We start from the raw sequence: 25,713 nt of genomic DNA, 5'->3' as shown, positions 1-25,713 counted from the left end.
GGGGGTTAGAATAAAAATGAATATAAACTTTAGAGAAATAGATAAAACAAATTATAATACATGTTGCAGGCTGGCGGTGGGGGAACATCAGAAAGATTATGTAGCTAGTAATGCTTTTTCGTTGGTACAGTCTGCCTATGAAGAAGGTTTATATCCATTAGGGATATATGATGGTGATGAAATGGTGGGATTTTTACTATATGATTATGATGAAGAATTAGAGGGATGGTCATTTTCAAGATTTATGATAGATATTAATCATCAAAATAAGGGCTATGGAACTATAGCGCTAAGAAAGTTTTTGGAGTTTTTTCACAATAAGTTTCCTAATGAAAAAATATATACAAGTGTAGAAACAGATAATGAAATAGCTATTAAACTATATGAAGGTTTTGGATTTGTAAAAGTTAATTCATTTGAATACAAAATAGAAGAAAAAGTATATAGAGAATTTAGAATGATTAAGGAAAAGTGGTAAATTTAAAAAGTTTATAAATTAAGGTGATAGATATGGAGTTTATAAATATTGAGGCTGATAAAATAAAAGCAGAATTGTTTTCAAACTTTAAAAGATATCAAAAGGTAACAAAATGTTGGAGAAAGATTGAAGGGCAATGGGTTATAAAAGATATTGAGTTTACAGAAGAGTGGGGAATTGATGAGTATAAGATATTATCATCATGCTTAAAAAATACAGTGGAAACAGGTGGAATGGTAATGGGGGCTTTTTTAGATGGAATTTTAAAGGGGTTTGTATCTGTTGAAGCAGGTGTGTTTGGAGGGAATAAAGAGTACTTAGATTTGTCTAGTATACATGTTTCAGTAGATATGAGAGGAAATGGTGTTGGGAAAGAACTTTTTAGATTAGCAAAAAAATGGGCCAAAGAAATTATATATATCGGCACATTCATCAGTAGAGAGTCAAGCCTTTTATAAGGCAATGGGGTGCGTTGAAGCAGAGGAATATAGCAACAAACATATAGAGAGAGAACCTTGTGATTGTCAATTAGAATGTAAAGTTTAGTATGAATAAAATAATATACAAGGATTATAAAGAATTATCTTTAAATATTTCCAAGCAAATTTGAAAAGTATGGAGAATAAAAGAATATTTTATCGTTGAAATTAAATTAGTTCTAGAGTATAATCTTATAAGTATTAGTAACGGATGAAAGGAATGTTATATAGATGAGATTAGGGATTGTAGGACTACCAAACGTAGGGAAAAGTACATTATTTAATGCTATAACAAAGGCTGGAGCAGAATCAGCAAACTACCCATTCTGTACAATAGAACCAAACGTAGGTGTTGTTAGTGTACCAGATAAGAGATTAGACGTATTAGAAAAAATGTATGGTACAAAGAGAAAAATATATACTGCTGTAGAATTCTATGATATAGCTGGATTAGTTAAAGGAGCTTCAAAAGGTGAAGGTTTAGGAAATAAATTCTTATCACACATAAGAGAGGTAGAAGCTATAGTACATGCTGTTAGATGTTTCGAAGATGAAAATGTAGTTCACGTTGAAGGTTCAGTAGATCCAATTAGAGATATAGAAACTATAAACTTAGAACTTATATTTGCAGATTTAGAAGTTTTAGAAAGAAGAATGGAAAAGGGAGTAAAACTTGCTAGATCAGGCGATAAAAAAGCTAAAGCAGAATATGAAATAATGGAAAAAGTTAAAGCTCATTTAGAAGCTAATAAGCCAATAAGAACTTTAGAATTAAATGAAGACGAAGAAGTTTTCGTTAAGTCATTATTCATGATTACTTCTAAACCAGTATTATATTCTTGTAATATATCAGAAGATGATATGATGGCTGGAAACTTAGATAATAAATATGTAAAAATGGTTAAGGAATATGCAGAAAATGAAAATTCAGGAGTAGTTGTTGTATGTGCTAAGCTTGAAGAAGAATTATCTGGATTAGATGAAGAAGAAAAGGCTGAAATGCTAGAAGAATACGGAATAGAAGAATCAGGATTAGATAAGTTAATAAGAGAATCTTATAAATTATTAGGATTAATAAGTTATTTAACAGCAGGTGTTCAAGAAGTTAGAGCTTGGACAATTAAAGAAGGAACAAAAGCTCCAGCTGCAGCAGGTAAAATTCACTCTGATATTGAAAGAGGATTCATTAGAGCAGAAGTTGTTTCTTATGATGCTTTGGTTGAATGTGGTTCAGAAGCAGCTGCTAAAGAAAAAGGGTTATATAGACTTGAAGGAAAAGAATACGTAATGAAAGATGGAGATGTAGTAAACTTCAGATTTAACGTATAATAAATAGAGAAAAGGAACTGTAAAAACAGTTCCTATTTTTATAAAAAAATATACAACAAATAAAAGGAAAAAAAGACTAATATCGCCACACTATTCCAGAAAAAGGAAATAAAAATGAGGTAGAATTACTTTAATTAAAGAATAATTAAAAGGTTGGTTTATCAGTATTTATAAAAAGAAAAAAATACTATTTTAAGTAAATATATCTTGAAGGAAAGCGAATATTTTTATAGAATATATATATAGTGGTGTAAAGTGGTTAAAAGTGGGTTAGTATGACTTAATGGGAGGTGCAAAATGTTTATTGGAGAGTATTCACATAGTTTGGATAGTAAAAATAGAATTATTGTACCAGCAAAATTAAGAGATGAACTAGGAAATAAGTTTTTTATTACTAAGGGACTTGATGGATGTCTTTACGCTTACCCGGAAAATGAATGGAAAATACTTGAGGAAAAACTTAAGAAGTTACCACTCACTAATAAAGATGCAAGGGCATTTGTAAGATTTTTCTTTTCAGGTGCTTGTGAAGTGGAAATGGATAAACAAGGAAGAGGATTAATTCCATTAAACCTAAAAGAATATGCAGGCATAGAAAAGGATATAGTAAGTATAGGCGCCTTAACCAGAGTAGAGATATGGAGTAAGGAAAAATGGCAAGAGTATAATGAATTAAATGTAGATTTTAATTCAATTGCTGAAAAAATGGGCGATTTAGGAATATAAGGAGTTAAAAAAATGGAGTTTAATCACGTATCAGTTTTACTGAATGAATGTTTAGAAGCACTTAATATTAAAGAAAATGGTATTTATGTTGATGGTACATTAGGAGGAGCAGGTCATTCTTCTGAGATTCTCAAAAGATTATCAACTGAAGGAAGGCTTATAGGTATAGATCAAGATAAAGATGCATTAAGAGCAGCGGGCAAAAGGTTACAGAATTATTCAAATGTTACTTTTGTACATAACAATTTTCATAATATAGGGGCAATCTTAGAAGCGCTTGAAATTGAAAAGGTAGATGGGATTCTAATGGATTTGGGGGTTTCTTCCTATCAATTAGATGAAGGAGAAAGAGGCTTTAGTTACATGAAGGATGCACCTTTAGATATGAGAATGAATAGAGAAAATAATTTTTCTGCATATGAAGTTGTTAACGAATATAGTGAAGAAGAATTATATAGGATCATAAGAGATTATGGTGAAGAGAAATTTGCTAAAAGAATAGCTAATTTTATTGTAACTAGAAGAAGTGAAAAAAATATAGAAACTACATTAGAGCTAGTTGAAATAATAAAAGATGCAATTCCAGCAAAGGCGAGAAGAGAAGGACCTCATCCAGCGAAAAGAACTTTCCAAGCTATTAGAATTGAAGTAAATAGTGAGCTTTCAATTTTAAATAAGGCTATAGAAGACGGTGTTAACAAGCTAAATAAAGGTGGAAGAATGGCTATAATAACTTTTCACTCTCTAGAAGATAGAATAGTAAAAAATAAATTTAGAGATTTAGCTGTATCTTGTAGATGTCCAAAAGAATTTCCAATTTGTGTTTGTGGAGAAAAAGCAAAAGTAAAAGTTATAACAAGAAAAGCAATAGACCCTTCAAAGGAAGAGGTTGAAATAAATCCAAGAAGTAGAAGTGCAAAATTAAGAGTAGTAGAAAAGATATAAACATATAAATATTATGAAAATTGGCAGGGATGTGAATAAAATGGGAGTTAGGGAATATGATTATATAAGAGGAAATACAGCTTTAGCACCAGAGAGAAAAGTTAAGGAACTAGATAAAAAAAGAGAGATACAAAGAAAAGAGCGAGAAAAAAAGGCTTATCAAAAAAGAAAAAGTTTTTTAGTTAGTGGCTTAACAATTGGTGCCATTATGTTTGCATTAGGAGCGACAACTTTATATTTAGATGGAAAAATACACGATCTTCAAAAACAATTATTAATTTTAGAAGGTAATATGAAGGAAGAGGAAGATGTGAATGCAGCAATTAATGTAGATATGTTAAAATTTGCATCTTTTGATAAAATAAAAAGCACTGCAGAAAATGAATTAGGAATGGTTTATCCAAGTTCTGAAAGTACTATAAGTATTGATATGTCAAAAGAATACTTTTCACATTTAAATAATGAGGAAAGCAAGAAAAGTGGTTTACTACAAAAAATTATAGCGGCATTTAATTAATGGATAATTTATAGAAGTGTAGACACAAGGTATATCGTAGCAGTAGTATTTTAAACTTTTGTTATTCATTAATTAAATGTTCCTTGGAGGAATTTAATATGAATAAGAAAGGGTTTAAAGATAGGGCGGTCATGCGTAAAAGAATGGTATTAGCTCTATGGTTTATTACTGCTGTGTTTGCCTTGTTAATTATTAGGTTATCCTATATTATGATTGTTAAAAGAGATGACTATTCTAGTAGAGCTGAAGATCAATGGACAAGCGAAGTTAGGATAGATGCAAGAAGAGGTAGAATTTTAGATAGAAATGGTAATGAGTTAGCTGTTTCAGCTAATGTTTACAGAATAGACTTTGATTTAAATTCTATTAGGCAATATTTGAAGAAAAATGAAAAGACTACTGATGATATTGCACCATTAATTGCAGAAGCTGTAGATATGGATACAGCTACCGTTAAGGATAAACTAGAAACTAAGCTTGCAAATGGTAATGATGCTGGTTCAGCGACTTTAGTAAGAAGAATAGAAAAGGGCTTAGCAGATAAAGTTAAGGAATTAAGTATTCAGGGGGTTATAGTATCACCGGATACTCAAAGATATTACCCAGAAGGACAATTTTTATCTCATGTTCTTGGAAGTACCAATAGTGATGGACAAGGGTTAACAGGAGTAGAACTTCAGTATAATGAATATCTTTCAGGAGTTCCAGGTTTAAGAATAACTGAACTAGATAGAAATAGTGAAGCGTTAGATTATACAATATCAAATTTTACTGCACCTATTGATGGTAAAGATGTAACATTAACTATAGATAAAAATTTACAAGCTATAGCTGAAAAGGTAGCTGAAAAGGGACTTGTTGATAATAAAGCAAAGAGAGTTTCTATACTTATAATGAATCCGCAAAATGGAGAAATATTAGCTATGGTTAATGAACCGGATTTTGATCCTAATAATCCATTTTCAGGATATGAAGATTTTATAGGTGGAACAGATGCTGAAAAGCTTCAAAAAATGTGGAGAAATAGCTTGGTTAATGATACATTTGAGCCAGGATCAATTTTTAAGGTAGTTACTATGTCAACAGCTATTGAAGAAGGCTTAGTTTCTGAAGCTGATACTTTTAATTGTGGGGGGAGTTTACAAGTTGGACCCCACACTATCCATTGTTGGAAAAGATCAGGTCATGGAAGTCAAATATTACCTGAAATTCTTCAAAACTCATGTAACGTTGGTTTTATGAAATTAGGAGAAAAAATAGGGGCTGAAAAGCTTGTTGAATATATTAAGAAGTTTGGATTTGGGCAAGTTTCTGGAGTTGATTTGCCGGGAGAAGCAAGAGGTATAATAAAATCTGCTGAAAATATGAATGATGCAGACCTTGCAACAATATCTTTTGGTCAAACAAATACAGTTAATGCTGTTCAATATATGGCAGCATATAATGCTATAGTTAATGGTGGAACATTAATTCAACCTCATGTTATGAAATCTATTAGTCATGTAGATAGCAAGGGTAATATGATAGTTGATGAAGATTTTGAACCAAAAACTACAGAAAATGTAATATCAAAAGAAACAGCTGCTACTTTAAGAGATTATTTAGAAAGAACAGTAAATCAAGGTGGGTCTAATAAAGTTTATTTAGAAGGATATCATATTGGAGCTAAAACAGGTACTGCACAAAAGGTAAATCCTTTAACTGGATCTTATGAATCAGGCAAGTATATATCATCTATGGCAGGGTTTGCAACTGTTGAAAATCCACAAATAACTGTTTTTTTAAGTATAGATGAACCAAGTAATGGTGCTTATTATGCAGGTGTAGTTACTGCTCCACTAGGAAAGGTATTATTAGAAGATATTTTCAACTATTTAGATAGTGAATTTTCACAAGATGAGAATATAATTTTAAAAGATATAGTCATTCCAGAGTTACGTGGATTATCAGTATCAGATGCTAAAAAAGCTTTAAAAGAATACAATTTAGAGTGTACTGTAGAAGGTGATGGAGAAACAATAACCAATATGCAACCTTATCCAGGATACACTGTCAAGGAAGGATCTACGATAAATCTTTACACAGATCAAAATACAACATATAATAAGGATGTTGTTATGCCAGATGTAAGAGGTTACTCAAAGGAATCAGCTATAGAACTATTAGATAGTTTAGGAATAAAATATACACTTCAAGGTGATGGAGTAGTAATAAGTCAAAATATTCCTAGCGGAGAACTAATTTCACAGGGTACTACTGTAAAGCTAACATTAAGTTCAGAATATGGAGATTAAGAATTTTACTTTTTAGCATGTGGTAAATACACATGCTAAATTTATGTGTAAATAAAGTATTAATCTTTTATTTTTAGAATATTGAGCTAGAATTGTGTCTATAATTAAAAGAAGTATACTTAGTAATGAAAAAATAATATTTAAAGATGAAGGTAGAGTGATTATTATGGAGATGACTTTTAAGGAAATGCTAAATGCAATAGATGGAGAAGTTATAGTACAAAAAGAAGTGGCTAATTTTAATAAGCTGTGTATTGATACAAGAAAAGTAGAAAAAGATAATGTGTTTTTAGCAATTAAGGGAGCTAATTTTAATGGAAATGATTTTGCAATAAAAGCTTTAGAAAGTGGAGCATCTGTTGCTATAATAGATGAAGTTAAATTCGATGAGCAAGATGTAAAAGGTAAGGGAACTGTAATTAAGGTAAAAAATACAAGAGAAGCACTATTAAAATTAGCTAAATTCTATAGAGAAAAATTAGGTCTTAAAGTTGTTGGGGTTACTGGTTCAACAGGTAAAACATCAACTAAAGATTTAATAGCAGCTCTTTTAAGCGATAAATATAAAGTTTTTAAAACTAAAGGAAACTTTAACAATGATATAGGATTACCACTTATGATATTAGAGTTAACATCCGATTATGATGTGGCTGTATTAGAAATGGGAATGAGCTCTTTAGGAGAAATAGAATTGCTTGCAAGTGTTGCAAGGCCAGACCTTGGGGTTATAACTAATATTGGATTATCCCATATAGAAAACTTAAAAACACAAGAAAATATTTTAAAGGCTAAAATGGAAATTTCTACTTTCTTTAATAAAGAAAATGTATTAATTGTTAATGGTGAAGATAAGTTATTGCAAAATATTTCATCAAATGTATTTAAAGTTGAAAAAATTGGTTATAATCATGAATATGATGTTTACGCATCTAATATTATATTAAGAGAAGAAGAAACAGAGTTTTTAGCTCATGCTTTTGGTGAAGAAGCTGTATTTAATCTACCAATGGCAGGTAAGCATAATGTATTAAATACAATGCTTGCAATTGAAGTCGCAGAATGTTTAGGTGTTTCTTTTAAACAAATGCTTAAAGGACTTGAAAATTTAGAAGCTACTTCAATGAGATTACAAGTTATAAAAAAACAAGGGCTTACTATAATAAATGATTGTTATAATGCAAGTCCAGATTCAATGAAATCATCTTTAGATGTACTTTCTGCATATAAAAGTGGAAGAAGAGTTGCTATTCTAGGAGATATGTACGAGTTAGGTGATGAATCTGAAAAGGCTCATTATGAAGTAGGAAAATATGCGAAGGATAAAGTTGATACTTTAATAGTTATAGGTGGATACATAAAAAACTTCAAAGATGGATTCGATAATGATAATATAATCATGTATAATACTAAAGAGGAATGCATAAAAGAATTAGAAAATATTGTTAAGCTAGATGACGTAGTATTAATTAAGGCATCTAGAGGTGTTAAACTAGAAGATGTTGTTAAAAAGTTAGAAGAGATGTAATTCAACGAAGGAGGTGAACTGCTAATTATAGCAGTAAAATATGGGGGATAGTACTATGAACATATTACCAGGAGAGATAACAAAAATATTAATATTAACTTTTGTAATAGGGGTTATTATAGCCTTAATACTTGGCCCAATTACAATACCACTTTTAAGAAGATTAAAATTTGGTCAAAACATTAGAGAAGAAGGACCTAAGAGTCATTTAAAGAAAGCAGGAACGCCTACAATGGGTGGAATAATGTTTATTCTTTCAACTGCAATAGTTATGCTTATCATGAGTGATAGCTTTAGTGAAAAAGGAATGGTAGCATTATATTCACTTATTGCATTTGGATTTATTGGATTCCTAGATGATATCTTAAAGATATTAAAAAAGCAAAGTGAAGGACTAAAGGCATGGCAGAAGATGATTCTTTTACTAATAGTATCAGGAGCATTTGGTTATTATAGCTATGTTAATTTACCACATGATATTGTGATACCATTTACTAGCTTTAAGCTTCCTTTAGGTGTGTTATATGTTCCATTTGTTATATTTGTTTATGCAGCTATGACAAATGCTGTTAATTTAACAGATGGATTAGATGGATTAGCATCTACAGTATCAGTTTTAGTTTTAACATTTTTCGGAGTTTTAACATTTATACTTAAAGATTATTCACTAACTGTATTTTCAGTAGCATTAATAGCAGGTTTAATTGGATTCCTAAAATTTAATGCATATCCTGCAAAAGTGTTTATGGGAGATACAGGCTCTTTAGCTATTGGTGGAGCTATTACTACTATAGCTATAATAAGTGGTAATCCATTAATAATAGTAATAGTTGGAGGAATTTACGTTGTAGAAGCTTTATCTGTAATAATACAAGTTACTTCCTTCAAGTTAACAGGAAAAAGAGTATTTAAAATGGCTCCAATTCACCATCATTTTGAACAATGTGGATGGAATGAAGTAAAAATAGTTACAGTATTTTCAGTGATAACAGTGATTTTATGTATAATAGGGTTTTTTGCAATTTAGTAATTAAATTGGAGGAATGTCTATGAGTTTTTATAAGCCCAAAGTGAAAAAAGAAATGGGGCAAATTGATTATGGTATATTTTATACCTTATGTATACTACTATCAATAGGTGTTGTTATGGTATACTCAACAAGTTCTTTTTATGCTATGTTTCATAATAACGATAGTATGTATTTCTTTAAAAGACAATTGATTTGGGCAATAATAGGTGTAATATCAATGACTGTAATGATGTCTATAGACTATCATAAGTTAAAAAAGATAACACCTAAGTTACTTTTATTAACAATACCATTATTAATTGCTGTATTTTTCTTTCCGGCAATTAATGGTGCAAAAAGATGGATTTCATTAGGTCCATTATCTTTTCAACCATCAGAATTAACAAAATATGCAGTTGTTATGTTTTTAGCATTTAGTATAGATATTAAGGGAGATAAAGTTAAAGATTTTTGGCATGGATTAGTACCATATTTATGTGTATCAGGTTTCTTTGCTGCTCTTATTTTAGCTGAGCACAATATGAGTATTGCATCTATTATAATGATAGTTACTTTTTTAATGCTATTTGTAGCAGGGGGTAAGATTAAACATTTGTTTGGAATTATTATGCCAGCGATGTTAACATTAGCAATATTCTTTATTTTTAGTTCGGACTATAGAAGAGAAAGAATGTTAAACTTTATTGATCCATGGAAGGATGCAGCTGATGCTGGATATCAATTAATTCAATCTTTCTTAGCGTTAGGTTCAGGTGGGCTTACTGGTCTTGGACTTGGTCAGTCAAGACAAAAGACTTTATATATGCCAGAACCACATAATGACTTTATATTTTCTATAATAGGAGAAGAAGTTGGATTAATTGGTTGTTTGGTTATTATAACTTTATTCTTAATATTTATATGGAGAGGTGTTAGAGTTGCTATGAATGCAAAGGATACTTATGGAAAGCTTTTAGCAATGGGTATTACTTCAATTATAGCAGTTCAAGCTATTATAAATATTGCCGTTGTTACTGGATCTATGCCAGTTACAGGAGTACCAATGCCGTTTATTAGCTATGGTGGAACATCTCTGGTAATAAACTTGACGGCAATGGGAATATTGTTAAATATATCAAGACAGGTTGAAAAGAAAATAGATTAATAATAGTTTTAAGAGCTTCTTATTAAAGGGGCTCTTAATTTTTGTGTACAATATAAAAAGAATAATGTAAAATAATTATAAAAAATTACAAGTTTTATGATAAAATTATAGTAAAAGATAGAAATTAAAAAGGAATAAGGTAACTAATGAGAGATGTAAAAAAGTTTATAAAAGCTAAAAAGAGAAAAAAATTAATAAAAAAGATATCATTAATGACAATTGTTGTTGTTGTGGGTGTATTTATATTTCTTACTAAAGCTCCTATATTTAATATTAAATCTATTATTTTTAAAGGGAATGTCACAATTTCCAATGATGTTCTCTTAAGTGAAGTTAGTGATAGAATTGGATTAAATATATTTACAGTAAATCAAAAAGAGATAAAGAAGGAGGTTTTGAGTAATAGATATGTAAGTACTGTTGAAGTAAAAAGGAAAGGTATTAATACATTAGAGATTAATATTACAGAGGAAGCACCGGTATATTATATTAATAATGGAGTAGAGTTATTAATTATTAATAATGATTTAGAAGTTTTAGAAGAAACAGATAATATTGATGGTAGAAATTTAGTCGAGATTAAAGGTATTGACCTTTCAGCTAAAGATGATGAAAGTAGAGTTGATGAATTTAATTCATATAAGCATATTTTAAAGACATTCTATCCTTATATTTCTAAAAATAGAGAAGCGATATATCTTTCAAGTTTAGATATAAGTAATATTGTTAATATTATAGGATATATAGGAGGTGTAGAAATATTATTTGGTGATGATAGTGATATACACAATAAGATGGAAAATGTATATAGAATTATGTTAGATGATAATATAAAAATTGCCAAAGGGTATATAAATGTTAGTTTTAATGGAGCACCAGTAATAAAGGTTGAAGAAGTTAAAGAAGAAACTAATATAGAAGAAGGAACATCTGAAGAACATGGTACAATAGAAAACACTTCAGAGCAATAAGATGTAGCACAGTAGAAATAGGAGGGTGAATATGAAAAAGGTATTATCTCAAGTAGTTGTTGCGGTTGTCTGTGCATTTCTAGGGTTTTTATTGACATATCAATTTAAACAGTTAAGTGTAGCTAATAGTGGCAACATAGACTACGATAGTGCTGATATATTGTCAGAAATAGAAACGTTAAAAAAAGAAAAAGAGGACTTGCAAAAGAATAATGAAATTCTATCAGAAGAGTTAAAGAAACTTGAAGATGCGGCTGCAAAAGAAGGGGAAATTGAAGGGGAGATAAAAAAGCAACTTGATAATGCAAGAATGCAAATAGGTCTTTTAGATGTTAAAGGGCCAGGGATTGTTATAACATTGACTCTTAAAAACTCAGTATTTGGCGCAAATGGAACTCAAACAGTAAATACTGTTAGTGAGGAAGAAATTATAAACATAATTAATTCTTTATGGTATGCAGGTGCTGAGGCTATTTCAATAAATGAAATGAGAATTACACCACAAACAGGAATGAAAATGGCCGGAAGCTCAATTTCTATTGGATCTGCAGGTAGAGTAGATCCTAATAGTGAAGTTGTTATAAAAGCTATAGGGGATAAAAGCAAATTAAATCTTGCAGTGAATTTTCCAGGAGTTTTAGATTATGGAGCTTTAAAAAGCTATAATAATGATATTAAGCAAATGGATGACATAACAATAGTTAAAACAACACAGTCTCTAAGATATGAATATATAAAGCCAGTTCAATAAGGGAGGAATATTTATGATAGCATTTATTGGTTTATTATTAGGGGTACTTTTAGGATTAATATTTGATGTAAATATACCAGAAAAATTTTCTCCTTATATGTCTGTTGCTATACTGGCATGTTTGGATTCAGTATTTGGTGCATTTAGAGCAACGCTTAACAAAAATTTTAAGCCGGATATATTTATATCAGGTTTCTTTGGGAATGCATTACTTGCAGCTGCTCTTGCTTATTTAGGTGATAAATTAGGAATTCCTATATATATTGCCGCTGTAATTGTGTTTGGTGGAAGAATATTTGATAACTTTGGAACTATTAGAAGAATTTTATTAGAAAAATATAAAAATAAACAGAGGGGTGATTGAAGTGAAAAATCATAGAAATATGTTTTTTATTTTAATTGCTTCCATAACACTTGGATTTTTAATTGTAACTAACATTGGAATAAATGAAACAACTGGTTTCCTTAATATGAATGCTAATGAGTATAAGGATGCTATAGAGGAACGTAATAAATTGTATAATGATATAACAGCATTAAGTGATGATAATTATGAATTGGCTAAAAAAATTTCTAGTCTTAACATTAGTGATTATGATGATGACAATGAAAATAATGAAAAAGTAATTGAACATATGAAAGAACAATTATCATCTTATTCTGATCTTGCAGGTACAGTTGAAACAAAGGGGCCAGGAATAATTTTAACTATTTATGATGGAGAATATGATATACATAAAGATGATCAACTGGAAGTAGATAGAAGAACATTACATTCAGCAGATGCTGCAATGGTTTTAAATGATTTAAGAACTGCAGGTGCAGAAGGAATAGCCATAAATAATTATAGAATTTTAAATACTACAGGGCTTGTTTGTGCATGGGCATTTATAAGATTTGAGGAAAATGGTAATGAGATGGAAGGAAGCCCTTTTAAATTTTATGCTATAGGAGATCCAGATCAATTAGAAGCATCTTTACTTGCAGAAGGAAGTCATATAAATCAATTATTAATCAGAAAATTAAATATAACTATAGAAAAATTTAATGAAATTACTATTCCAGAGGCTAAAAAATCTATAAAACCCAAATTTATGGAGAGAGCAGATAATTAAATTAAAAAAAGTATTAAAAAATTTCTAGAAAAATGTTATAATTAAATGGAGATTAAGAAGGGAAATTTATACTTTTGAAGAATAATAATCTATGTAGAGAATTAACTCTTTCAAAGGAGGGATCAATATTAGTATTGCAGAAAAAACAGTAAAAATTTTAAATGAGATACCTAATGATGTTACTTTAGTAGCAGTGTCTAAGACTAAGCCAGTAGAAATGATAATTGAGTCATACAATATTGGACAAAGAGACTTTGGAGAGAATAAGGTTCAGGAGCTAATCTCTAAAAAGGAAGTATTACCAAAAGATATAAGATGGCATTTTATAGGTAAGCTTCAAACTAATAAAGTAAAATATTTAGTTAATAATGTTTACTTAATACATTCTTTATCAAGTATGAAACTATTAGAGAAAATAGAGACTGAGTTTGGAAAGAATGATTCATGTGCTAATGTGCTTATTCAAATAAATATAGGTAAAGAAGAAAGCAAAAGTGGAATATATGAAGAAGAATTAGAAAATATGATTTCTGCTGTTGAAGAGTGTAAATATGTAAAGGTTAAAGGAATTATGGTAATCATACCTAAAGGAAATGAGAAAGAAAATAGATATTATTTTAGTAAAACAAAGACAATTTTTGATGAATTGAAGCAAAGAAAATTTAAAAATATATCTATGGAAATTTTATCTATGGGAATGACCAATGATTATAAAATTGCAATTCAAGAAGGTACTAATTTAGTTAGAATTGGTTCTGGAATATTTGGATTAAGGGAAAAATAGGAGGATGGAATAAAATGAGTAATATGTTTGGAAAATTTAAGGAAATAATAGGTTTAGGAGAATATGATGACGAAGACTTCGAAGATTTAGATGAAGTTGAAGAAGAAGAAGAGGTTGAAGAAGTGGAACCTATAATTTCAAAACAAAGAGGAAATAAGGTAGTTAATATTCATAACTCAGCAACAGCTAAGGTTATGGTTGTTAAACCAGGTTCATACGACGAAGCAAGAGAAATAGCTGATGCTATAAAAAATAGAAAAATAGTTGTAGTAAATACTACTGCAATGGAAACAAAAATAGCTCAAAGACTAGTGGATTTTATTAGTGGAGCATGTTGTGTATTAGGAGCTCAACTTCAAGAAGTTGAACAAAGAGTGTATTTATTATCACCATCTAACGTAGAAGTTAGCAATGAATTAAGAAGTGAAATAAGCTCAAAAGCACTATTTAATTGGAATAAATAGGAGGTGATTCCAATAGGAATCATAAGAAGTTTTTTATATTTATTATTTAGTTTATTAGACATAAGTATTTTAGCAGAAGTAATACTTTCTTATATACCTAGTATTAAAGAAAGTAGTTTTTATAGAGTTTTAGTATCTTTTAATTATCCAATCTTGGAGCCTTTTAGAAGGCTCCAAGAAAGATTTTTTGGGAATATGATGATAGATTTTGCACCACTATTAGCTATAATAGCAATAAATTTTATTAGCGGTATATTATTATAAAATGTTATCAAAAGAAGAGGTTTTAAAAAATTTTTCAAAAGAAGATACTGAAGATGTTATAAAAGTTTATCAATGTATGAACCTAGCTTATAATAAGGGCATACCAACCTTCACCAAGTTTTTTTGTAAGCCAAATATTTGGATGTATTTTACTAAAAATTTTAATGCTAATGATTTTTTAGTAGAGGCAAAAGGTGCTTTTGAAGAGTGTGATAGAAGGATACTAGCGTTTAATAATATTTATTCTAGTTCTTTTCCATATAGAATTATTAAGATTAGTAATAAGTCTAAGTTTAGTAATCTTTCACATAAGGATTATTTAGGTTCTATTATGGCATTAGGAATAGAAAGAGAAAAGCTTGGAGATTTACGGGTAATTGATGATTTTGCAATAGTTCCCATATATGAAGAAGTAGCAGACTATATTTTATATGAGTTAAGAAGTGTAGGAAGAGCACCAGTATCAACAGAAGAGGTTGATGAAGAGAATTTACCTAGAAGTAATTTCTTAGAAGGTGTAATAATAGTTCCTTCATTACGATTAGATAATATAGTTTCTAAATTGGCTAATATATCTAGAGGGAAAGCTGTTGATATTATTGATAGCGGTAAAGTACTAATAGACTATTCTAAGTCTATAGATAAAAGTAGAGAAATAAAAGATGGCCAAAGAATAACGATTTCTGGAGTAGGAAAATTTATAATAGGGGAAATTGTTGGGAATACAAAAAGTGGAAGATATAAAGTCAAAATGAACAAATTTATATAGAAGAGGTGGATGGAATGAAATTAACTCCTATAGATATAAACAATAAAGAATTTAAAAAGGGAATAAGAGGTTATTCAGTTGAAGAAGTAGATGAATTCTTAGATGAAGTTGTTGAAAACTATGAAGAAATTTATAAAGAAAATGCTAGATTAAAAGAAAGTTTAAGTAGGATAAATGAAAAACTTGAACATTATGAAAAATTAGAAGCAACAATACAAAATACTTTGCTATTAGCACAAAATGCTGCAGATCAGGCTAAGGAAAGCTCAGAGAAGCAAGCAGAATTAATTATTGGAAATGCTAATGAAACAGCTCAAAGAATATTAGATAAGGCACATGGTGATGTTGTAGCTATAAACGATGAGTATGAGAGAGTAAAAGAAGAGTTTATAAAATTTAGAGCTAAATTTAGAGGTTTCATGAATACTCAGCTTCAAACTTTCGATGAATTAGAAAAAGATTTAACAAAAAATTATAATGTAGCTCAACCAGTTGAACAGTATGAATTACATGAAAAGGAAATTGAGATTTATAATTCGGATGAAAAAGAAGAGTTTAAAGTTGAAGACCTTAATGATGATATAAATGCTGTAAAAAAATTCTATTCAAATAACTAATACATATAGGAGACCGAAATTTTGGTCTCCTTTAGTTAATTTATTTGACTTTATAATTACTACTACTATTGAGAATGCTTTATTTATATATTATAATGTCTACAGAATATAAATAGACGGAGTAAAAAATATGGAAAATTTAAATTTTAATATTAATGTTGAAGAAGAAGGTCAAAGAATAGATAAATATTTATCAGTAATGATAGAAGGAAAGTCAAGATCTTTTGTTCAAGGTTTAATAGATGAAGAAAAAGTTAAAGCTAATGGTAAGGTGATTAAGAGTAATTATAAGCTTAAAAGAAATGATTTTATTGAAGTAGAAGTACCAGAGCCTGTTGAATTGAATGTTTCAGCAGAAGAAATGAATTTAGATATTATTTATGAAGATGAAGATGTATTAGTTGTTAATAAAGAAAAAGGTATAGTAGTTCATCCTGCACCAGGCAATTATACTGGAACTTTAGTAAATGGTATATTATATCATTGTAGTGATTTATCAGGTATTAATGGTGTTATAAGACCTGGAATTGTACATAGAATAGATAAGGATACTTCAGGAATACTTGTAATTGCTAAAAATGATGAAGCTCATAATGATTTAGCAGTTCAATTTAAAGAACATTCAATAAAGAGAGAATATTATGCTTTAGTTGAAGGTAAGTTTAGCACAATAAGTGGAACTGTTGATAAACCTATTAGTAGAGATAAAAAAGAAAGAATAAAAATGGCAATTAATTCAGATGGTAAAAGAGCAGTAACACATTATGAAGTATTAGAACAATATAATAAAGGTGTATCCCTTGTTAAATGTACTTTAGAAACAGGTAGAACACATCAAATTAGGGTACATATGGCTTCTATAGGACATCCTTTAGTTGGAGACTTAGTTTATGGTTATAAAAGACAAAAGTTTAATATAGAAGGTCAAGCGCTTCATGCTAAAACATTAGGGTTTATACATCCTAGAACTAAAGAGTATATGGAATTTACATCAGAGTTGCCTAACTATTTTAAAGAGTTACTAGAGAAATTGAGAAAGATATAAGGAGTTTATTTTTATGAAGTTAAAAGCTAACTTATTAGATGATAATGCTATTAGAAGAAGTTTAATTAGAATTTCACATGAAATTATTGAAAAAAATAAAGGTGTTGAAGATATAGTATTAATTGGAATAAAAAGAAGAGGATATCCATTAGCAAAAAGAATTGCAGAAAATATTGAAAAGATAGAAGGTATTTCTGTAGACGTAGGATATGTTGATATAAGTCTTTATAGAGATGATATAACAGAAATTAAAGAAAGTCCTGAATTAAATTGTGTTGATTTAGGTGTTGAAGTAAAAGGTAAAAAAGTTATATTGGTAGATGATGTATTATTTACTTGTAGAACAGTTAGAGCTGCTATTGAAGCTATTATAGATGGAGGAAGACCATTATCTATACAACTTGCAGTGCTTATAGATAGAGGACATAAAGAACTTCCAATAAGAGCTGATTATGTTGGTAAAAATATACCAACATCAAAAAATGAAATAGTTGCAGTAGAAATAAATGAAATAGACGGAAATGATTCAGTTAAAATATACGAATCATAAAAGGAGACAGTAAACAATGGAATATAATTTAGTAGCAACAACTACTTTTGGATTAGAAGGAATTACAGCAAAAGAGCTTAAGGCTTTAGGGTATGAAGATTTAAAAGTGGAAAATGGGAAAGTACATTTTGAAGGTGATGAGATGGATATTGCCATTGCTAATGTACATTTAAGAACAGCAGATAGAGTATTTATAAAAATGGCAGAATTCGAGGCAAGAAGCTTTGAGGAGCTTTTCCAAGGAACTAAAAAGGTAAAATGGAGTGAAATTATTCCTCAAGATGGAGTAATGCATGTAGTAGGTAAATCAGTTAAGTCAACTCTTTTTAGTGTTCCAGATTGTCAATCAATTGTTAAAAAAGCAATAGTAACAAGTATGAGTGAAGATTATGGAATAAGTCATTTTAGTGAAGATGGACCAGTTTATAAAATAGAAGTATCAATTTTAAAAGACGTAGTAACTTTATCTATTGATACAAGTGGTGTAGGGCTTCATAAAAGAGGTTATAGAGAAGAAGCAGGTATAGCTCCATTAAAAGAAACTTTAGCTGCAGCTTTAGTTTTAATTTCTAGATGGAAAGAAGATTATACTTTAGTTGATCCTTTCTGTGGTTCAGGAACTATATTAATAGAAGCAGCAATGATAATGCAAAATATAGCTCCAGGACTTTTCAGAAACTTTGTATCAGAAACATGGCCAACAATAGGCTCTGATATTTATGAGCAAGTTAAAGAGGGGGCAGAAAGATCTATAAAGAATAAAGATATAAAGATTATAGGTTATGATATAGATGGAAGAATGCTTAAAATAGCAAGAAGTAACTCTCAAAAAGCAGGAGTTGCTAAATATATTGAATTCCAAAAGAGAGACTTTAAAGAATTCTCAAGCAGTGAAAAGAATGCATTTATTATAACTAATCCTCCATATGGTGAAAGACTAGGAGAAAAGAAGGAAGTTGAAGAACTTTATAAGTACTTAGGAATGAATAAGAGAAAATTAGACACTTGGGATTTTAATGTGTTAACTTCATATGAAGGTTTTGAAACACCATTTGGAAGAAAAGCTACTAAGAATAGAAAGCTTTATAATGGTAAATTAAAATGTTATTACTATCAATATTTTGATAACGAAAAAATAAAAAATCATGGAGATATGGTTGTAAATCATATTTAGATAATAAAAAGGGAGTTTTGATAAACTCCCTTTTTATTAATTTTGATAAACCTTAATTTTTATTATTACCAATCTGTGGTTATTTCTTTTCGATATTTAAGTTATTAATATCAGAAGGTTCTGCATACATCGTGTAATTAGTATGATATATAACCATTCCTGGATTTGCACCATTTGGCTTTTTAAGGTTTTTAACTAAAGTATAATCAACTGGAACCTTTGAAGAATCTTTAGCTTTACTATAATGAGCTGCTAAGGTAGCACCTTCAATAAGAGTTTTGTCTGGAACATCATTTGAGCATATAATAACATGAGACCCAGGTATATTTTTTGTATGAAGCCACATAAAGTTTTTGTTGGCAAATTTTAAAGATAGATAATCATTTTGAATATTATTTTTACCTACAAAAATATCTATTCCATCTGATGACACAAAATGTAGTGGTTTAGATGCTTTAGATTTTTTTGAATTCTTGCCATTAGACTTTCTTTTTCTTACGTATCCAGTAGAAATTAATTCTTCTTTTATATCATCAATTTCTGTATAGCTTTCACAATTTTCAATATTAGTTAATACAGAATATAGATATTGTAACTCTTCATCATTTTTCTCAAGCTGTTCTAGAGCAGATTCTTCAGATTTTTTTAATTTATTATATTTTTTATAGTAGCTTTGTATGTTTTCAGAAGGTGTTTTATTTTCATCTAAAGGAATTGTAATTTCTTCACCATTCTCACTGAAGAAATTAACAGTAGTAAAGTCCTTATCACCTTTTTTTATACTATATATATATGATGTTAATAAATCACCTTTAATTTTAAAATCATCTTTATCTTCACATTTTTTTAAAAGATCATTTAATTTAGTTTCTTTTTTTATACATCTTTCAATATTTGTAGTAACAAGTTTTTGAAGGTTTACAGAACGGCCTTTAATACGTTCTTGTTTATCTTTTTCTAAAAAATACTTATCCATTAATTCATGAATATCTTCTAAAACTTCAGCAGAATACTCTTCTTCTAATTGAATAAGAGAAGTAACATAAAAATCTATATAATTTCCATTATTATCTTTATATATTTTAAAACACTCATTATCTAAAAGTGTATTTATAAAATTATTAACAAAGGTAGAAATGTTATTTATAGAGAAATCTGAATGTTTTTTGTTATATTCAATAAATAAATGCTCTGATAATGGTTTGCTTATGCCAGTAAAGCAAGAAACAAAGAAATTTTTGTTAAAAATTATTGAATTATTATCCACAAACTCTTGTAAAGTGGTATCATTAAAAGAGAACGGATTAATCTTTGGTGATTCTGGGGGATATTTATAAGTTATTCCAGGATATAAAACTCTATAACTATTCATAGAGGGAGCTATATGTTTTATACATTCCATTATTTTATTATCTCTTTCTCTAACAAGAGTAATATTACTATGTCTTCCCATTATTTCAACGATTAATGTATAAACACTATTAAAACCTAGTTCATCAGAAGCCTCGATTAGAAACTTAACTAGTCTATCACCTTCTTGTTGAACAATATCTATAATTTTACCACCTATTAAATATTTTCTAAGAACCATGGTAAACATAGGTGCTTGAAGAGGGTTAGCTTTAACAACTGTAGTTAAGTTAAATCTTGGATATTTAGGAGATGCAGATATTAAAAGTTTTAAATTTTTTCGTTCTTTTCTTAAGGTTATTATTATTTCATCCTTTTCAGGCTGATTTATTTTATCAATTTTAGAATTTATTATTGATTTTTTTAAATCTTGGACTAAACTATATAAGTAGATACCGTCTATTGCCATAAATGTCATCCTTTCTTTAGTATTAATTAAAGTAAGTATATCATTAATTTATGTATTAGTAAAACGGTTGTAATTATGGAGGAGAAAATTATGGAATTTATAAAAATGCATGGTACAGGGAATGATTTTATTTTTTTATTAGATTTAGATAATAAATATGTTGGACAAGAAAGTAATTTAGCTAAAAAGCTTTGTCATAGAAGATTTGGTATTGGAGCAGATGGGATAGTATTAGTTAGAAAATCAGATGTAGCTGATGTAAAAATGGTTATAGTAAATAGTGATGGATCTGGAGCTAATATGTGTGGAAATGCCATTAGATGTTTTGGAAAATATGTTTTTGAAAATAATATTATAAATAAAGAAATAATTACTGTAGAAACTGGAGATGGAGTTAAAAAATTAGAACTTAAAGTAAGTAATAATAAAAAAGTAGAAACAGTAAAAGTATATATGGGTGAAATATCTTTTGATGGGGCATTGATACCTTTAAAAAATAAAGATAAACTAATAGATGAAGAAATTATTGTTAATGGAAAAAATTATAAGGCTTCGTCTATATTAGTAGGAGTTCCTCATACTATTATTTTTGTGGATGATGATAACTATGATGTTACTGAAGGTAAATATATAGAGAAATATGAACTTTTTGAAGAAGGTACTAATGTTAATTTTGTTAAAGTAATTGATGATGAAAATATTTTAGTTAGAACATGGGAAAGGGGAGCAGGAGCAACTTATTCATGTGGAACAGGATGTTCAGCATCAGTTGTAATATGCAATAAACTGAAGTTAACAAAGGATAAAGTTAATGTCACAGTTCCAGGAGGAAAATTAAGAATAGAGATAGAGGGTACTTCAATTTATATGATTGGAGATGCAGAGTTTATTTGTAGTGGTGAAGCGTACTAAAAAAGAAGGAAAAGAGTAAATGGCGAAAAGAAAATTTAAAAGAAGAATGATTGTAATTCAGCTTATGATTACTACTGTATTTTTTCTAGGCTGCAGTAAAAAAAGCATAGAAGAAGAAAGTAAAATAAACTTAAATAAAGGTGCGTTTGTGGATGAAAGCACCGATTATGAAACCTTCAATTTTAACTCTGAAAATAGTTATGAAGAGGTAAATACAGAAGATAAAGTAATAAATAACTATAATATAGAATCTAATACATATACTTTTTATAAGGATAATAGTTTTTATATACATTATAACTCTAGTGATATAAAGATAGATCATAATAAAATATCAAGTTTGAAAATTTCACCAGAAGGAAATTATGTTTTTTATTTTATAAATGATGAATATTTAGAACCGGCAGTTATGGATTTAAAAAATAATAAAGAGATACTTTTAGATAATAAGGCTGTAATTTCTGGACAGTTTATAGATTGGATAACAGATGAAAAATTAGCCTATTATGGAGTTGATACTGATAAAAAAATTAATGGTATTTTTACTTATGATGTAAAAACAAATAGTGAAGAAAATCTTTATAGAATAAACAACGGATACGTTAAATTTTTAAAACATATAGATGATGGATTAGCTTTAGTTGAAGAACATTATGGAGAAGATACAGTTCTTAATATAATTAATATAAATGGAACTGTAAAAGAAATTTCAAAGGAAGTAATTGATATAAATGATATAGAATCTGTCGATGGTAAGTTATATTTATTAGGAAGAGTAAAGAATAATAGTTATTCCATTTATGAGCTTAATAATGGTGAAATAAAAAGACTATTATTTGACTTTCCAAGTATCATTTATTCAGAAAAAGGATTATCAGTTAATGAATCTGGAGAAATATTATTTATTGGAAGTACTTCAAAGGGACAGCCAGAACATTTATATAAATATTCAGATGGCAGTGTGATTTTGGTTTCTGATACTATAAAAAGTTGTAATTTTATAAATATTAATTAAGAAGAATTTAGAAGAATTTCTAAGTTCTTTTTTTATTTTCAAGAAAAATTCCTTGAATTTTGTTAAAAGTTACAAAAGTTAAGGAAGTAAAATAAAAAAACGTATAAAAGCAAAGGCGATGGAAAGTTTTATTAATGGTGATTTAAAGGTGATAAAAACTGAATTAATTAAAAATATGGATATTGCGGTTGTGCGAAAGATAAGTGAACAAAAAGCAAAAAAGATAAAATCATTTCCTTTTAAAGAGGATAAGTTAAAAGTTTATATTTATGCAAGTAAATATAGTAAGGAGATAATAGATGAATTTGAGTTTATATTTAGAAAGAAAGTTGAAATAGTAACTATAAGCGAGGAGGAACTAGAATATTTAGTTAAAATATCATATTTAGGGTATAAGAAAGATGCTGATTATGAAGTTTTTAAGAAAGCTATAGAGCTAAAAGCTTCAGATATACACTTTGAGCCTTATAAAGATTCTATACTAGTTAGATTTAGGGTTGATGGATTATTAAGAAGTATGTTTATATTTGAAAATAAGGAGTATATATCTATTTTATCTAAAATAAAAATAAGTTCTAACTTAGATATAACAGAAAAGAGAAAACCACAGGATGGGAAAATAACATTTAGATATGAGGATAAGGATTATGATTTAAGAGTATCGATAATACCAATTGTCTATGGGGAAAAGATAGTTATAAGAGTGTTATATGGAAATGTGTTTGATTATTCCATAGATAAATTAAACTTAACAGATAAGCAAAAAAAGAAACTAAAATATATCATGAAAGTTAATACTGGATTAACTATAGTAAATGGACCAACTGGTTCAGGTAAATCTACAACACTTTATTGTATGCTTCAGGAACTAAACAAAGATGAAGTAAATATATCTAGCTTAGAAGATCCAATTGAAGCAGTAATACCAGGTATAAATCAAATGAATTTAAATAAAACATTAAATATTGGTTTTGCAGAGGGCCTCAGAAGTTTATTAAGGCAAGATCCTGATATTGTGATGTTAGGAGAAATTAGGGATGAAGAAACCGCAGAAATGGCAGTAAGGGCATCGTTAACAGGTCATAAGGTTTATTCCACTATTCATACTCGTGATCCAAGAGAGGTGTATTTTAGATTAGAAGACATGGGGGTGGAGAAGTACTTAATAAGAGACTCTCTAGTTGGAATAATATCACAGAGACTTATTAGATTATTATGTAAAAAGTGTAAGAGTAAAATAGGAGAAAGAATTATTTGTAAAGAAAATATAAGTGCTTTTAAAAGGGGTGGTTGTAGAGAATGTAATTATACTGGATATAAAGGAAGAGCGCTAGTAGTTGCTATACATATAATTGATAATGAAATGAAAAATAATATTAAAAATATTTATAATGATACTCATATATTATCAAATGTTGAAATGATAGATAATTTGAACGATTTATTAAAGACGGGAGATATATCTCTAGAGGATTATGAAAGTTTTATAGAAATGGAGGGAATTAATATTAATTATGAAAAAGAAACATAGTTATAGAGATTTAGCTCTTATAGCAGGAAATATAGGTAATCTATATGATGAAGGTATTTCTTTATTAAATATATTAACTTTGATAGATGAGTTGCCTTTAAAGAAAGAATATAAACAATTACTAAAAATTATGGAAAAGGATATTCGAGAAGGTGCAAGCTTATATGAGGGATTTAAAAAAGGAGGATACCTTATTCCAAGTTTTTTTAACTCTATGGTAGATATAGGTGAAAGAACAGGGAAGATAGTTTATGTATTAAAAGGGTTAGAGCTATTTTACAGTAAAATATTTTATGTAAAGAAAGCAATTATAGGAGCATTAACATATCCTATGATTTTATTAGGAGCACTAGGACTTTTAGGACTTTTTGTTTTATTTTTCTTTATTCCTAATATGAGTAATATATATGAATCAATGGGTAAAGAAGTGCCAATTCAATATTCTAATATAATATTATTTAAAGATAAGTTTTTTAATAATCCCATATTAGTAATTACTCAATTAACTATTATAAGTATAATAATTCCTTATTTTATTGCTAAAAACTTTTTAAAGCAATATTTTAGAGTGTTAATTGAAAGAATACCTATATATAAATTAGTTAATGAATATATAGCTATTGTTCTAATGTCAGTAGTGATTAATAGTGGAATTAATATTGCAATAGGGTTACAGTACTGTTGTGAAAGTGAGCTTGGAAAAACCATAAATAGAAATATTAAAAAAATAAATAATGATATTACAATAGGGAAAATGTTATCACAATCAATGATTGAAACACAAATGTTTTCTAAATATACATTAGCTCATATAAAATTAGGAGAAGAGAGTGGTTCATTAGATAAAAGATTTAAGTTATTAGAGGAAGAGGTTTTTAAAATTTTAACTACTAAAATAAATAAGTTAACACAATTAATACAACCTTTTTTGATATTGTTTATAGGCATAATAATTGTAAGCTTTATTATTAAATTTATAATGCCACTTTTAGATATTGTTTTGATATAAGGAGTAAAAGTGAAAAAAGGATATACATTGATAGAGGTTATTTTGGTATTAGCAATAATTACAATATTAATTCTGCCAACATTGAATATAGCTAAATCTTATAAAGATATTACAAGTAGGATTAAAGGAAAGGGGATTATGACAGAGATAAGCAATTTAATTAGTTATAGTAAGTATTATTGTAAACATAATGAAAGTTATGGAGAAATTGAAATTAATAATAATGAAGGAAAAATAATTTTTAAAGATACATCAGAAAAGGGTACTGTAGTAAAGAGTATATCATTACAAGATGGGTTTAAATTTACTAGCAATAATCGCTTAGATATAAATAAATTAGGGCATATAAAATCAGATACTATAAGAATAATAGATAAAGATGGAAATGTATATAGGGTTACAATTGCTACTGGAATAGATACAGTTAATGCTTATGAAGGAGAATAAAGTATAAAA

The 25,713-nt window shown here is 28.4% G+C and carries 28 protein-coding genes; 27 read left to right on the top strand and 1 reads right to left on the bottom strand.

What is annotated here, in order from left to right:
• The first annotated feature begins 16 nt into the window (after positions 1–16).
• The 22 genes from I4V51_RS07680 to I4V51_RS07575 all read left to right on the top strand — a co-directional run bounded on the left by I4V51_RS07680 (position 17) and on the right by I4V51_RS07575 (position 18,971).
• Complete coding sequence (locus tag I4V51_RS07680; RefSeq protein ID WP_195987741.1) at positions 17–478, top strand: GNAT family N-acetyltransferase; 462 nt, start codon at positions 17–19, stop codon at positions 476–478.
• Between the two features lie 32 nt (positions 479–510).
• Positions 511–936, top strand: a complete 426-nt coding sequence (locus I4V51_RS07675; RefSeq protein WP_347708649.1) for a GNAT family N-acetyltransferase — start codon at positions 511–513, stop codon at positions 934–936.
• A gap of 252 nt (positions 937–1,188) precedes the next feature.
• The gene (gene ychF / locus I4V51_RS07670) at positions 1,189–2,286 is read left to right on the top strand and encodes a redox-regulated ATPase YchF (protein ID WP_195987740.1); all 1,098 of its coding nucleotides are present in this window, start codon (positions 1,189–1,191) and stop codon (positions 2,284–2,286) included.
• 297 nt (positions 2,287–2,583) lie between these two features.
• Positions 2,584–3,012: a division/cell wall cluster transcriptional repressor MraZ gene (mraZ, locus tag I4V51_RS07665; RefSeq protein WP_195987739.1), complete on the top strand. Its 429-nt coding sequence runs from the start codon at positions 2,584–2,586 to the stop codon at positions 3,010–3,012.
• A 12-nt stretch (positions 3,013–3,024) separates the two neighbouring features.
• On the top strand, positions 3,025–3,957 hold the full coding sequence (gene rsmH, locus I4V51_RS07660) for a 16S rRNA (cytosine(1402)-N(4))-methyltransferase RsmH (RefSeq protein ID WP_195987738.1): 933 nt from the start codon (positions 3,025–3,027) through the stop codon (positions 3,955–3,957).
• A 40-nt stretch (positions 3,958–3,997) separates the two neighbouring features.
• Positions 3,998–4,474, top strand: a complete 477-nt coding sequence (locus tag I4V51_RS07655; RefSeq protein ID WP_195987737.1) for a hypothetical protein — start codon at positions 3,998–4,000, stop codon at positions 4,472–4,474.
• Between the two features lie 98 nt (positions 4,475–4,572).
• Positions 4,573–6,768, top strand: a complete 2,196-nt coding sequence (locus tag I4V51_RS07650; RefSeq protein WP_195987736.1) for a stage V sporulation protein D — start codon at positions 4,573–4,575, stop codon at positions 6,766–6,768.
• A 166-nt stretch (positions 6,769–6,934) separates the two neighbouring features.
• The gene (gene murF, locus I4V51_RS07645) at positions 6,935–8,293 is read left to right on the top strand and encodes a UDP-N-acetylmuramoyl-tripeptide--D-alanyl-D-alanine ligase (protein WP_195987813.1); all 1,359 of its coding nucleotides are present in this window, start codon (positions 6,935–6,937) and stop codon (positions 8,291–8,293) included.
• A 40-nt stretch (positions 8,294–8,333) separates the two neighbouring features.
• On the top strand, positions 8,334–9,320 hold the full coding sequence (gene mraY, locus I4V51_RS07640) for a phospho-N-acetylmuramoyl-pentapeptide-transferase (protein WP_195987735.1): 987 nt from the start codon (positions 8,334–8,336) through the stop codon (positions 9,318–9,320).
• Between the two features lie 22 nt (positions 9,321–9,342).
• Positions 9,343–10,467 (top strand): stage V sporulation protein E, encoded by a 1,125-nt coding sequence (spoVE, locus tag I4V51_RS07635; protein ID WP_195987734.1) that lies wholly within the window; start codon positions 9,343–9,345, stop codon positions 10,465–10,467.
• Positions 10,468–10,613: 146 nt separating this feature from the next.
• Positions 10,614–11,438: an FtsQ-type POTRA domain-containing protein gene (locus I4V51_RS07630; protein WP_195987733.1), complete on the top strand. Its 825-nt coding sequence runs from the start codon at positions 10,614–10,616 to the stop codon at positions 11,436–11,438.
• Between the two features lie 31 nt (positions 11,439–11,469).
• Positions 11,470–12,189, top strand: a complete 720-nt coding sequence (locus I4V51_RS07625) for a DUF881 domain-containing protein (protein ID WP_195987732.1) — start codon at positions 11,470–11,472, stop codon at positions 12,187–12,189.
• 13 nt (positions 12,190–12,202) lie between these two features.
• Entirely contained in the window at positions 12,203–12,553 is a 351-nt protein-coding gene (locus I4V51_RS07620; protein WP_195987731.1) for a small basic family protein, read from the top strand.
• A 1-nt stretch (position 12,554) separates the two neighbouring features.
• Entirely contained in the window at positions 12,555–13,304 is a 750-nt protein-coding gene (locus I4V51_RS21490; protein WP_195987730.1) for a DUF881 domain-containing protein, read from the top strand.
• A gap of 127 nt (positions 13,305–13,431) precedes the next feature.
• Complete coding sequence (locus tag I4V51_RS07610) at positions 13,432–14,088, top strand: YggS family pyridoxal phosphate-dependent enzyme (protein ID WP_195987812.1); 657 nt, start codon at positions 13,432–13,434, stop codon at positions 14,086–14,088.
• 14 nt (positions 14,089–14,102) lie between these two features.
• On the top strand, positions 14,103–14,552 hold the full coding sequence (gene sepF / locus I4V51_RS07605) for a cell division protein SepF (protein WP_195987729.1): 450 nt from the start codon (positions 14,103–14,105) through the stop codon (positions 14,550–14,552).
• 3 nt (positions 14,553–14,555) lie between these two features.
• Positions 14,556–14,816: a YggT family protein gene (locus tag I4V51_RS21140; protein ID WP_195987728.1), complete on the top strand. Its 261-nt coding sequence runs from the start codon at positions 14,556–14,558 to the stop codon at positions 14,814–14,816.
• Position 14,817: 1 nt separating this feature from the next.
• Positions 14,818–15,585, top strand: a complete 768-nt coding sequence (locus I4V51_RS07595; protein WP_195987727.1) for a YlmH/Sll1252 family protein — start codon at positions 14,818–14,820, stop codon at positions 15,583–15,585.
• 14 nt (positions 15,586–15,599) lie between these two features.
• Positions 15,600–16,202, top strand: coding sequence for a DivIVA domain-containing protein (locus tag I4V51_RS07590; RefSeq protein WP_195987726.1), 603 nt, complete (start codon positions 15,600–15,602; stop codon positions 16,200–16,202).
• Between the two features lie 130 nt (positions 16,203–16,332).
• Positions 16,333–17,247, top strand: coding sequence for an RluA family pseudouridine synthase (locus tag I4V51_RS07585; RefSeq protein WP_195987725.1), 915 nt, complete (start codon positions 16,333–16,335; stop codon positions 17,245–17,247).
• Positions 17,248–17,260: 13 nt separating this feature from the next.
• Positions 17,261–17,797, top strand: coding sequence for a bifunctional pyr operon transcriptional regulator/uracil phosphoribosyltransferase PyrR (gene pyrR / locus I4V51_RS07580; RefSeq protein WP_195987724.1), 537 nt, complete (start codon positions 17,261–17,263; stop codon positions 17,795–17,797).
• 16 nt (positions 17,798–17,813) lie between these two features.
• Positions 17,814–18,971, top strand: coding sequence for a class I SAM-dependent RNA methyltransferase (locus tag I4V51_RS07575; RefSeq protein ID WP_195987723.1), 1,158 nt, complete (start codon positions 17,814–17,816; stop codon positions 18,969–18,971).
• A gap of 79 nt (positions 18,972–19,050) precedes the next feature.
• Here I4V51_RS07575 and I4V51_RS07570 read toward each other — a convergent pair whose 3' ends face one another.
• Positions 19,051–20,790, bottom strand: a complete 1,740-nt coding sequence (locus tag I4V51_RS07570; RefSeq protein WP_195987722.1) for an NFACT RNA binding domain-containing protein — start codon at positions 20,788–20,790, stop codon at positions 19,051–19,053.
• Between the two features lie 90 nt (positions 20,791–20,880).
• Between I4V51_RS07570 and dapF the strand changes: the two genes are divergently transcribed.
• The 5 genes from dapF to I4V51_RS07545 all read left to right on the top strand — a co-directional run bounded on the left by dapF (position 20,881) and on the right by I4V51_RS07545 (position 25,704).
• Positions 20,881–21,702 carry a diaminopimelate epimerase gene (gene dapF / locus I4V51_RS07565; protein WP_195987721.1) on the top strand — a complete coding sequence of 274 codons (822 nt, stop codon included), beginning with the start codon at positions 20,881–20,883 and terminating at the stop codon, positions 21,700–21,702.
• Between the two features lie 19 nt (positions 21,703–21,721).
• A complete protein-coding gene (locus I4V51_RS07560; RefSeq protein WP_195987720.1) occupies positions 21,722–22,717 on the top strand; it encodes a hypothetical protein in 996 nt (331 codons plus the stop codon).
• A gap of 148 nt (positions 22,718–22,865) precedes the next feature.
• The gene (locus I4V51_RS07555) at positions 22,866–24,248 is read left to right on the top strand and encodes a GspE/PulE family protein (protein WP_347708648.1); all 1,383 of its coding nucleotides are present in this window, start codon (positions 22,866–22,868) and stop codon (positions 24,246–24,248) included.
• Positions 24,232–25,257, top strand: coding sequence for a type II secretion system F family protein (locus tag I4V51_RS07550; RefSeq protein WP_195987719.1), 1,026 nt, complete (start codon positions 24,232–24,234; stop codon positions 25,255–25,257). The genes I4V51_RS07555 and I4V51_RS07550 overlap by 17 nt, the downstream gene beginning before the upstream one ends.
• 9 nt (positions 25,258–25,266) lie before the next feature.
• Entirely contained in the window at positions 25,267–25,704 is a 438-nt protein-coding gene (locus tag I4V51_RS07545; RefSeq protein WP_195987718.1) for a type II secretion system protein, read from the top strand.
• Positions 25,705–25,713: the final 9 nt, after the last annotated feature.

The organism is Clostridium sp. D53t1_180928_C8 (assembly GCF_015667795.1).
Classification (GTDB): domain Bacteria; phylum Bacillota; class Clostridia; order Clostridiales; family Clostridiaceae; genus Clostridium.
Note: the sequence above shows the minus strand (reverse complement) of the source record. Positions and strands in the feature narration are given on the sequence as shown.

Excerpts from the sequence above, each read along its gene's own strand:
- I4V51_RS07675 (WP_347708649.1), top strand. The coding sequence starts at position 511 with ATGGAGTTTATAAATATTGAGGCTGATAAAATAAAAGCAGAATTGTTT.
- murF (WP_195987813.1), top strand. The coding sequence starts at position 6,935 with ATGGAGATGACTTTTAAGGAAATGCTAAATGCAATAGATGGAGAAGTT.
- I4V51_RS07650 (WP_195987736.1), top strand. The coding sequence starts at position 4,573 with ATGAATAAGAAAGGGTTTAAAGATAGGGCGGTCATGCGTAAAAGAATG.
- I4V51_RS07570 (WP_195987722.1), bottom strand. The coding sequence starts at position 20,790 with ATGGCAATAGACGGTATCTACTTATATAGTTTAGTCCAAGATTTAAAA.
- dapF (WP_195987721.1), top strand. The coding sequence starts at position 20,881 with ATGGAATTTATAAAAATGCATGGTACAGGGAATGATTTTATTTTTTTA.
- mraZ (WP_195987739.1), top strand. The coding sequence starts at position 2,584 with ATGTTTATTGGAGAGTATTCACATAGTTTGGATAGTAAAAATAGAATT.
- I4V51_RS07630 (WP_195987733.1), top strand. The coding sequence starts at position 10,614 with ATGAGAGATGTAAAAAAGTTTATAAAAGCTAAAAAGAGAAAAAAATTA.
- I4V51_RS07550 (WP_195987719.1), top strand. The coding sequence starts at position 24,232 with ATGAAAAAGAAACATAGTTATAGAGATTTAGCTCTTATAGCAGGAAAT.
- ychF (WP_195987740.1), top strand. The coding sequence starts at position 1,189 with ATGAGATTAGGGATTGTAGGACTACCAAACGTAGGGAAAAGTACATTA.
- I4V51_RS07625 (WP_195987732.1), top strand. The coding sequence starts at position 11,470 with ATGAAAAAGGTATTATCTCAAGTAGTTGTTGCGGTTGTCTGTGCATTT.
- I4V51_RS07620 (WP_195987731.1), top strand. The coding sequence starts at position 12,203 with ATGATAGCATTTATTGGTTTATTATTAGGGGTACTTTTAGGATTAATA.
- I4V51_RS07590 (WP_195987726.1), top strand. The coding sequence starts at position 15,600 with ATGAAATTAACTCCTATAGATATAAACAATAAAGAATTTAAAAAGGGA.
- pyrR (WP_195987724.1), top strand. The coding sequence starts at position 17,261 with ATGAAGTTAAAAGCTAACTTATTAGATGATAATGCTATTAGAAGAAGT.
- I4V51_RS07560 (WP_195987720.1), top strand. The coding sequence starts at position 21,722 with ATGGCGAAAAGAAAATTTAAAAGAAGAATGATTGTAATTCAGCTTATG.
- mraY (WP_195987735.1), top strand. The coding sequence starts at position 8,334 with ATGGGGGATAGTACTATGAACATATTACCAGGAGAGATAACAAAAATA.
- I4V51_RS07680 (WP_195987741.1), top strand. The coding sequence starts at position 17 with ATGAATATAAACTTTAGAGAAATAGATAAAACAAATTATAATACATGT.
- I4V51_RS07595 (WP_195987727.1), top strand. The coding sequence starts at position 14,818 with ATGTTATCAAAAGAAGAGGTTTTAAAAAATTTTTCAAAAGAAGATACT.
- rsmH (WP_195987738.1), top strand. The coding sequence starts at position 3,025 with ATGGAGTTTAATCACGTATCAGTTTTACTGAATGAATGTTTAGAAGCA.
- I4V51_RS07575 (WP_195987723.1), top strand. The coding sequence starts at position 17,814 with ATGGAATATAATTTAGTAGCAACAACTACTTTTGGATTAGAAGGAATT.
- sepF (WP_195987729.1), top strand. The coding sequence starts at position 14,103 with ATGAGTAATATGTTTGGAAAATTTAAGGAAATAATAGGTTTAGGAGAA.
- I4V51_RS07585 (WP_195987725.1), top strand. The coding sequence starts at position 16,333 with ATGGAAAATTTAAATTTTAATATTAATGTTGAAGAAGAAGGTCAAAGA.
- spoVE (WP_195987734.1), top strand. The coding sequence starts at position 9,343 with ATGAGTTTTTATAAGCCCAAAGTGAAAAAAGAAATGGGGCAAATTGAT.
- I4V51_RS07655 (WP_195987737.1), top strand. The coding sequence starts at position 3,998 with ATGGGAGTTAGGGAATATGATTATATAAGAGGAAATACAGCTTTAGCA.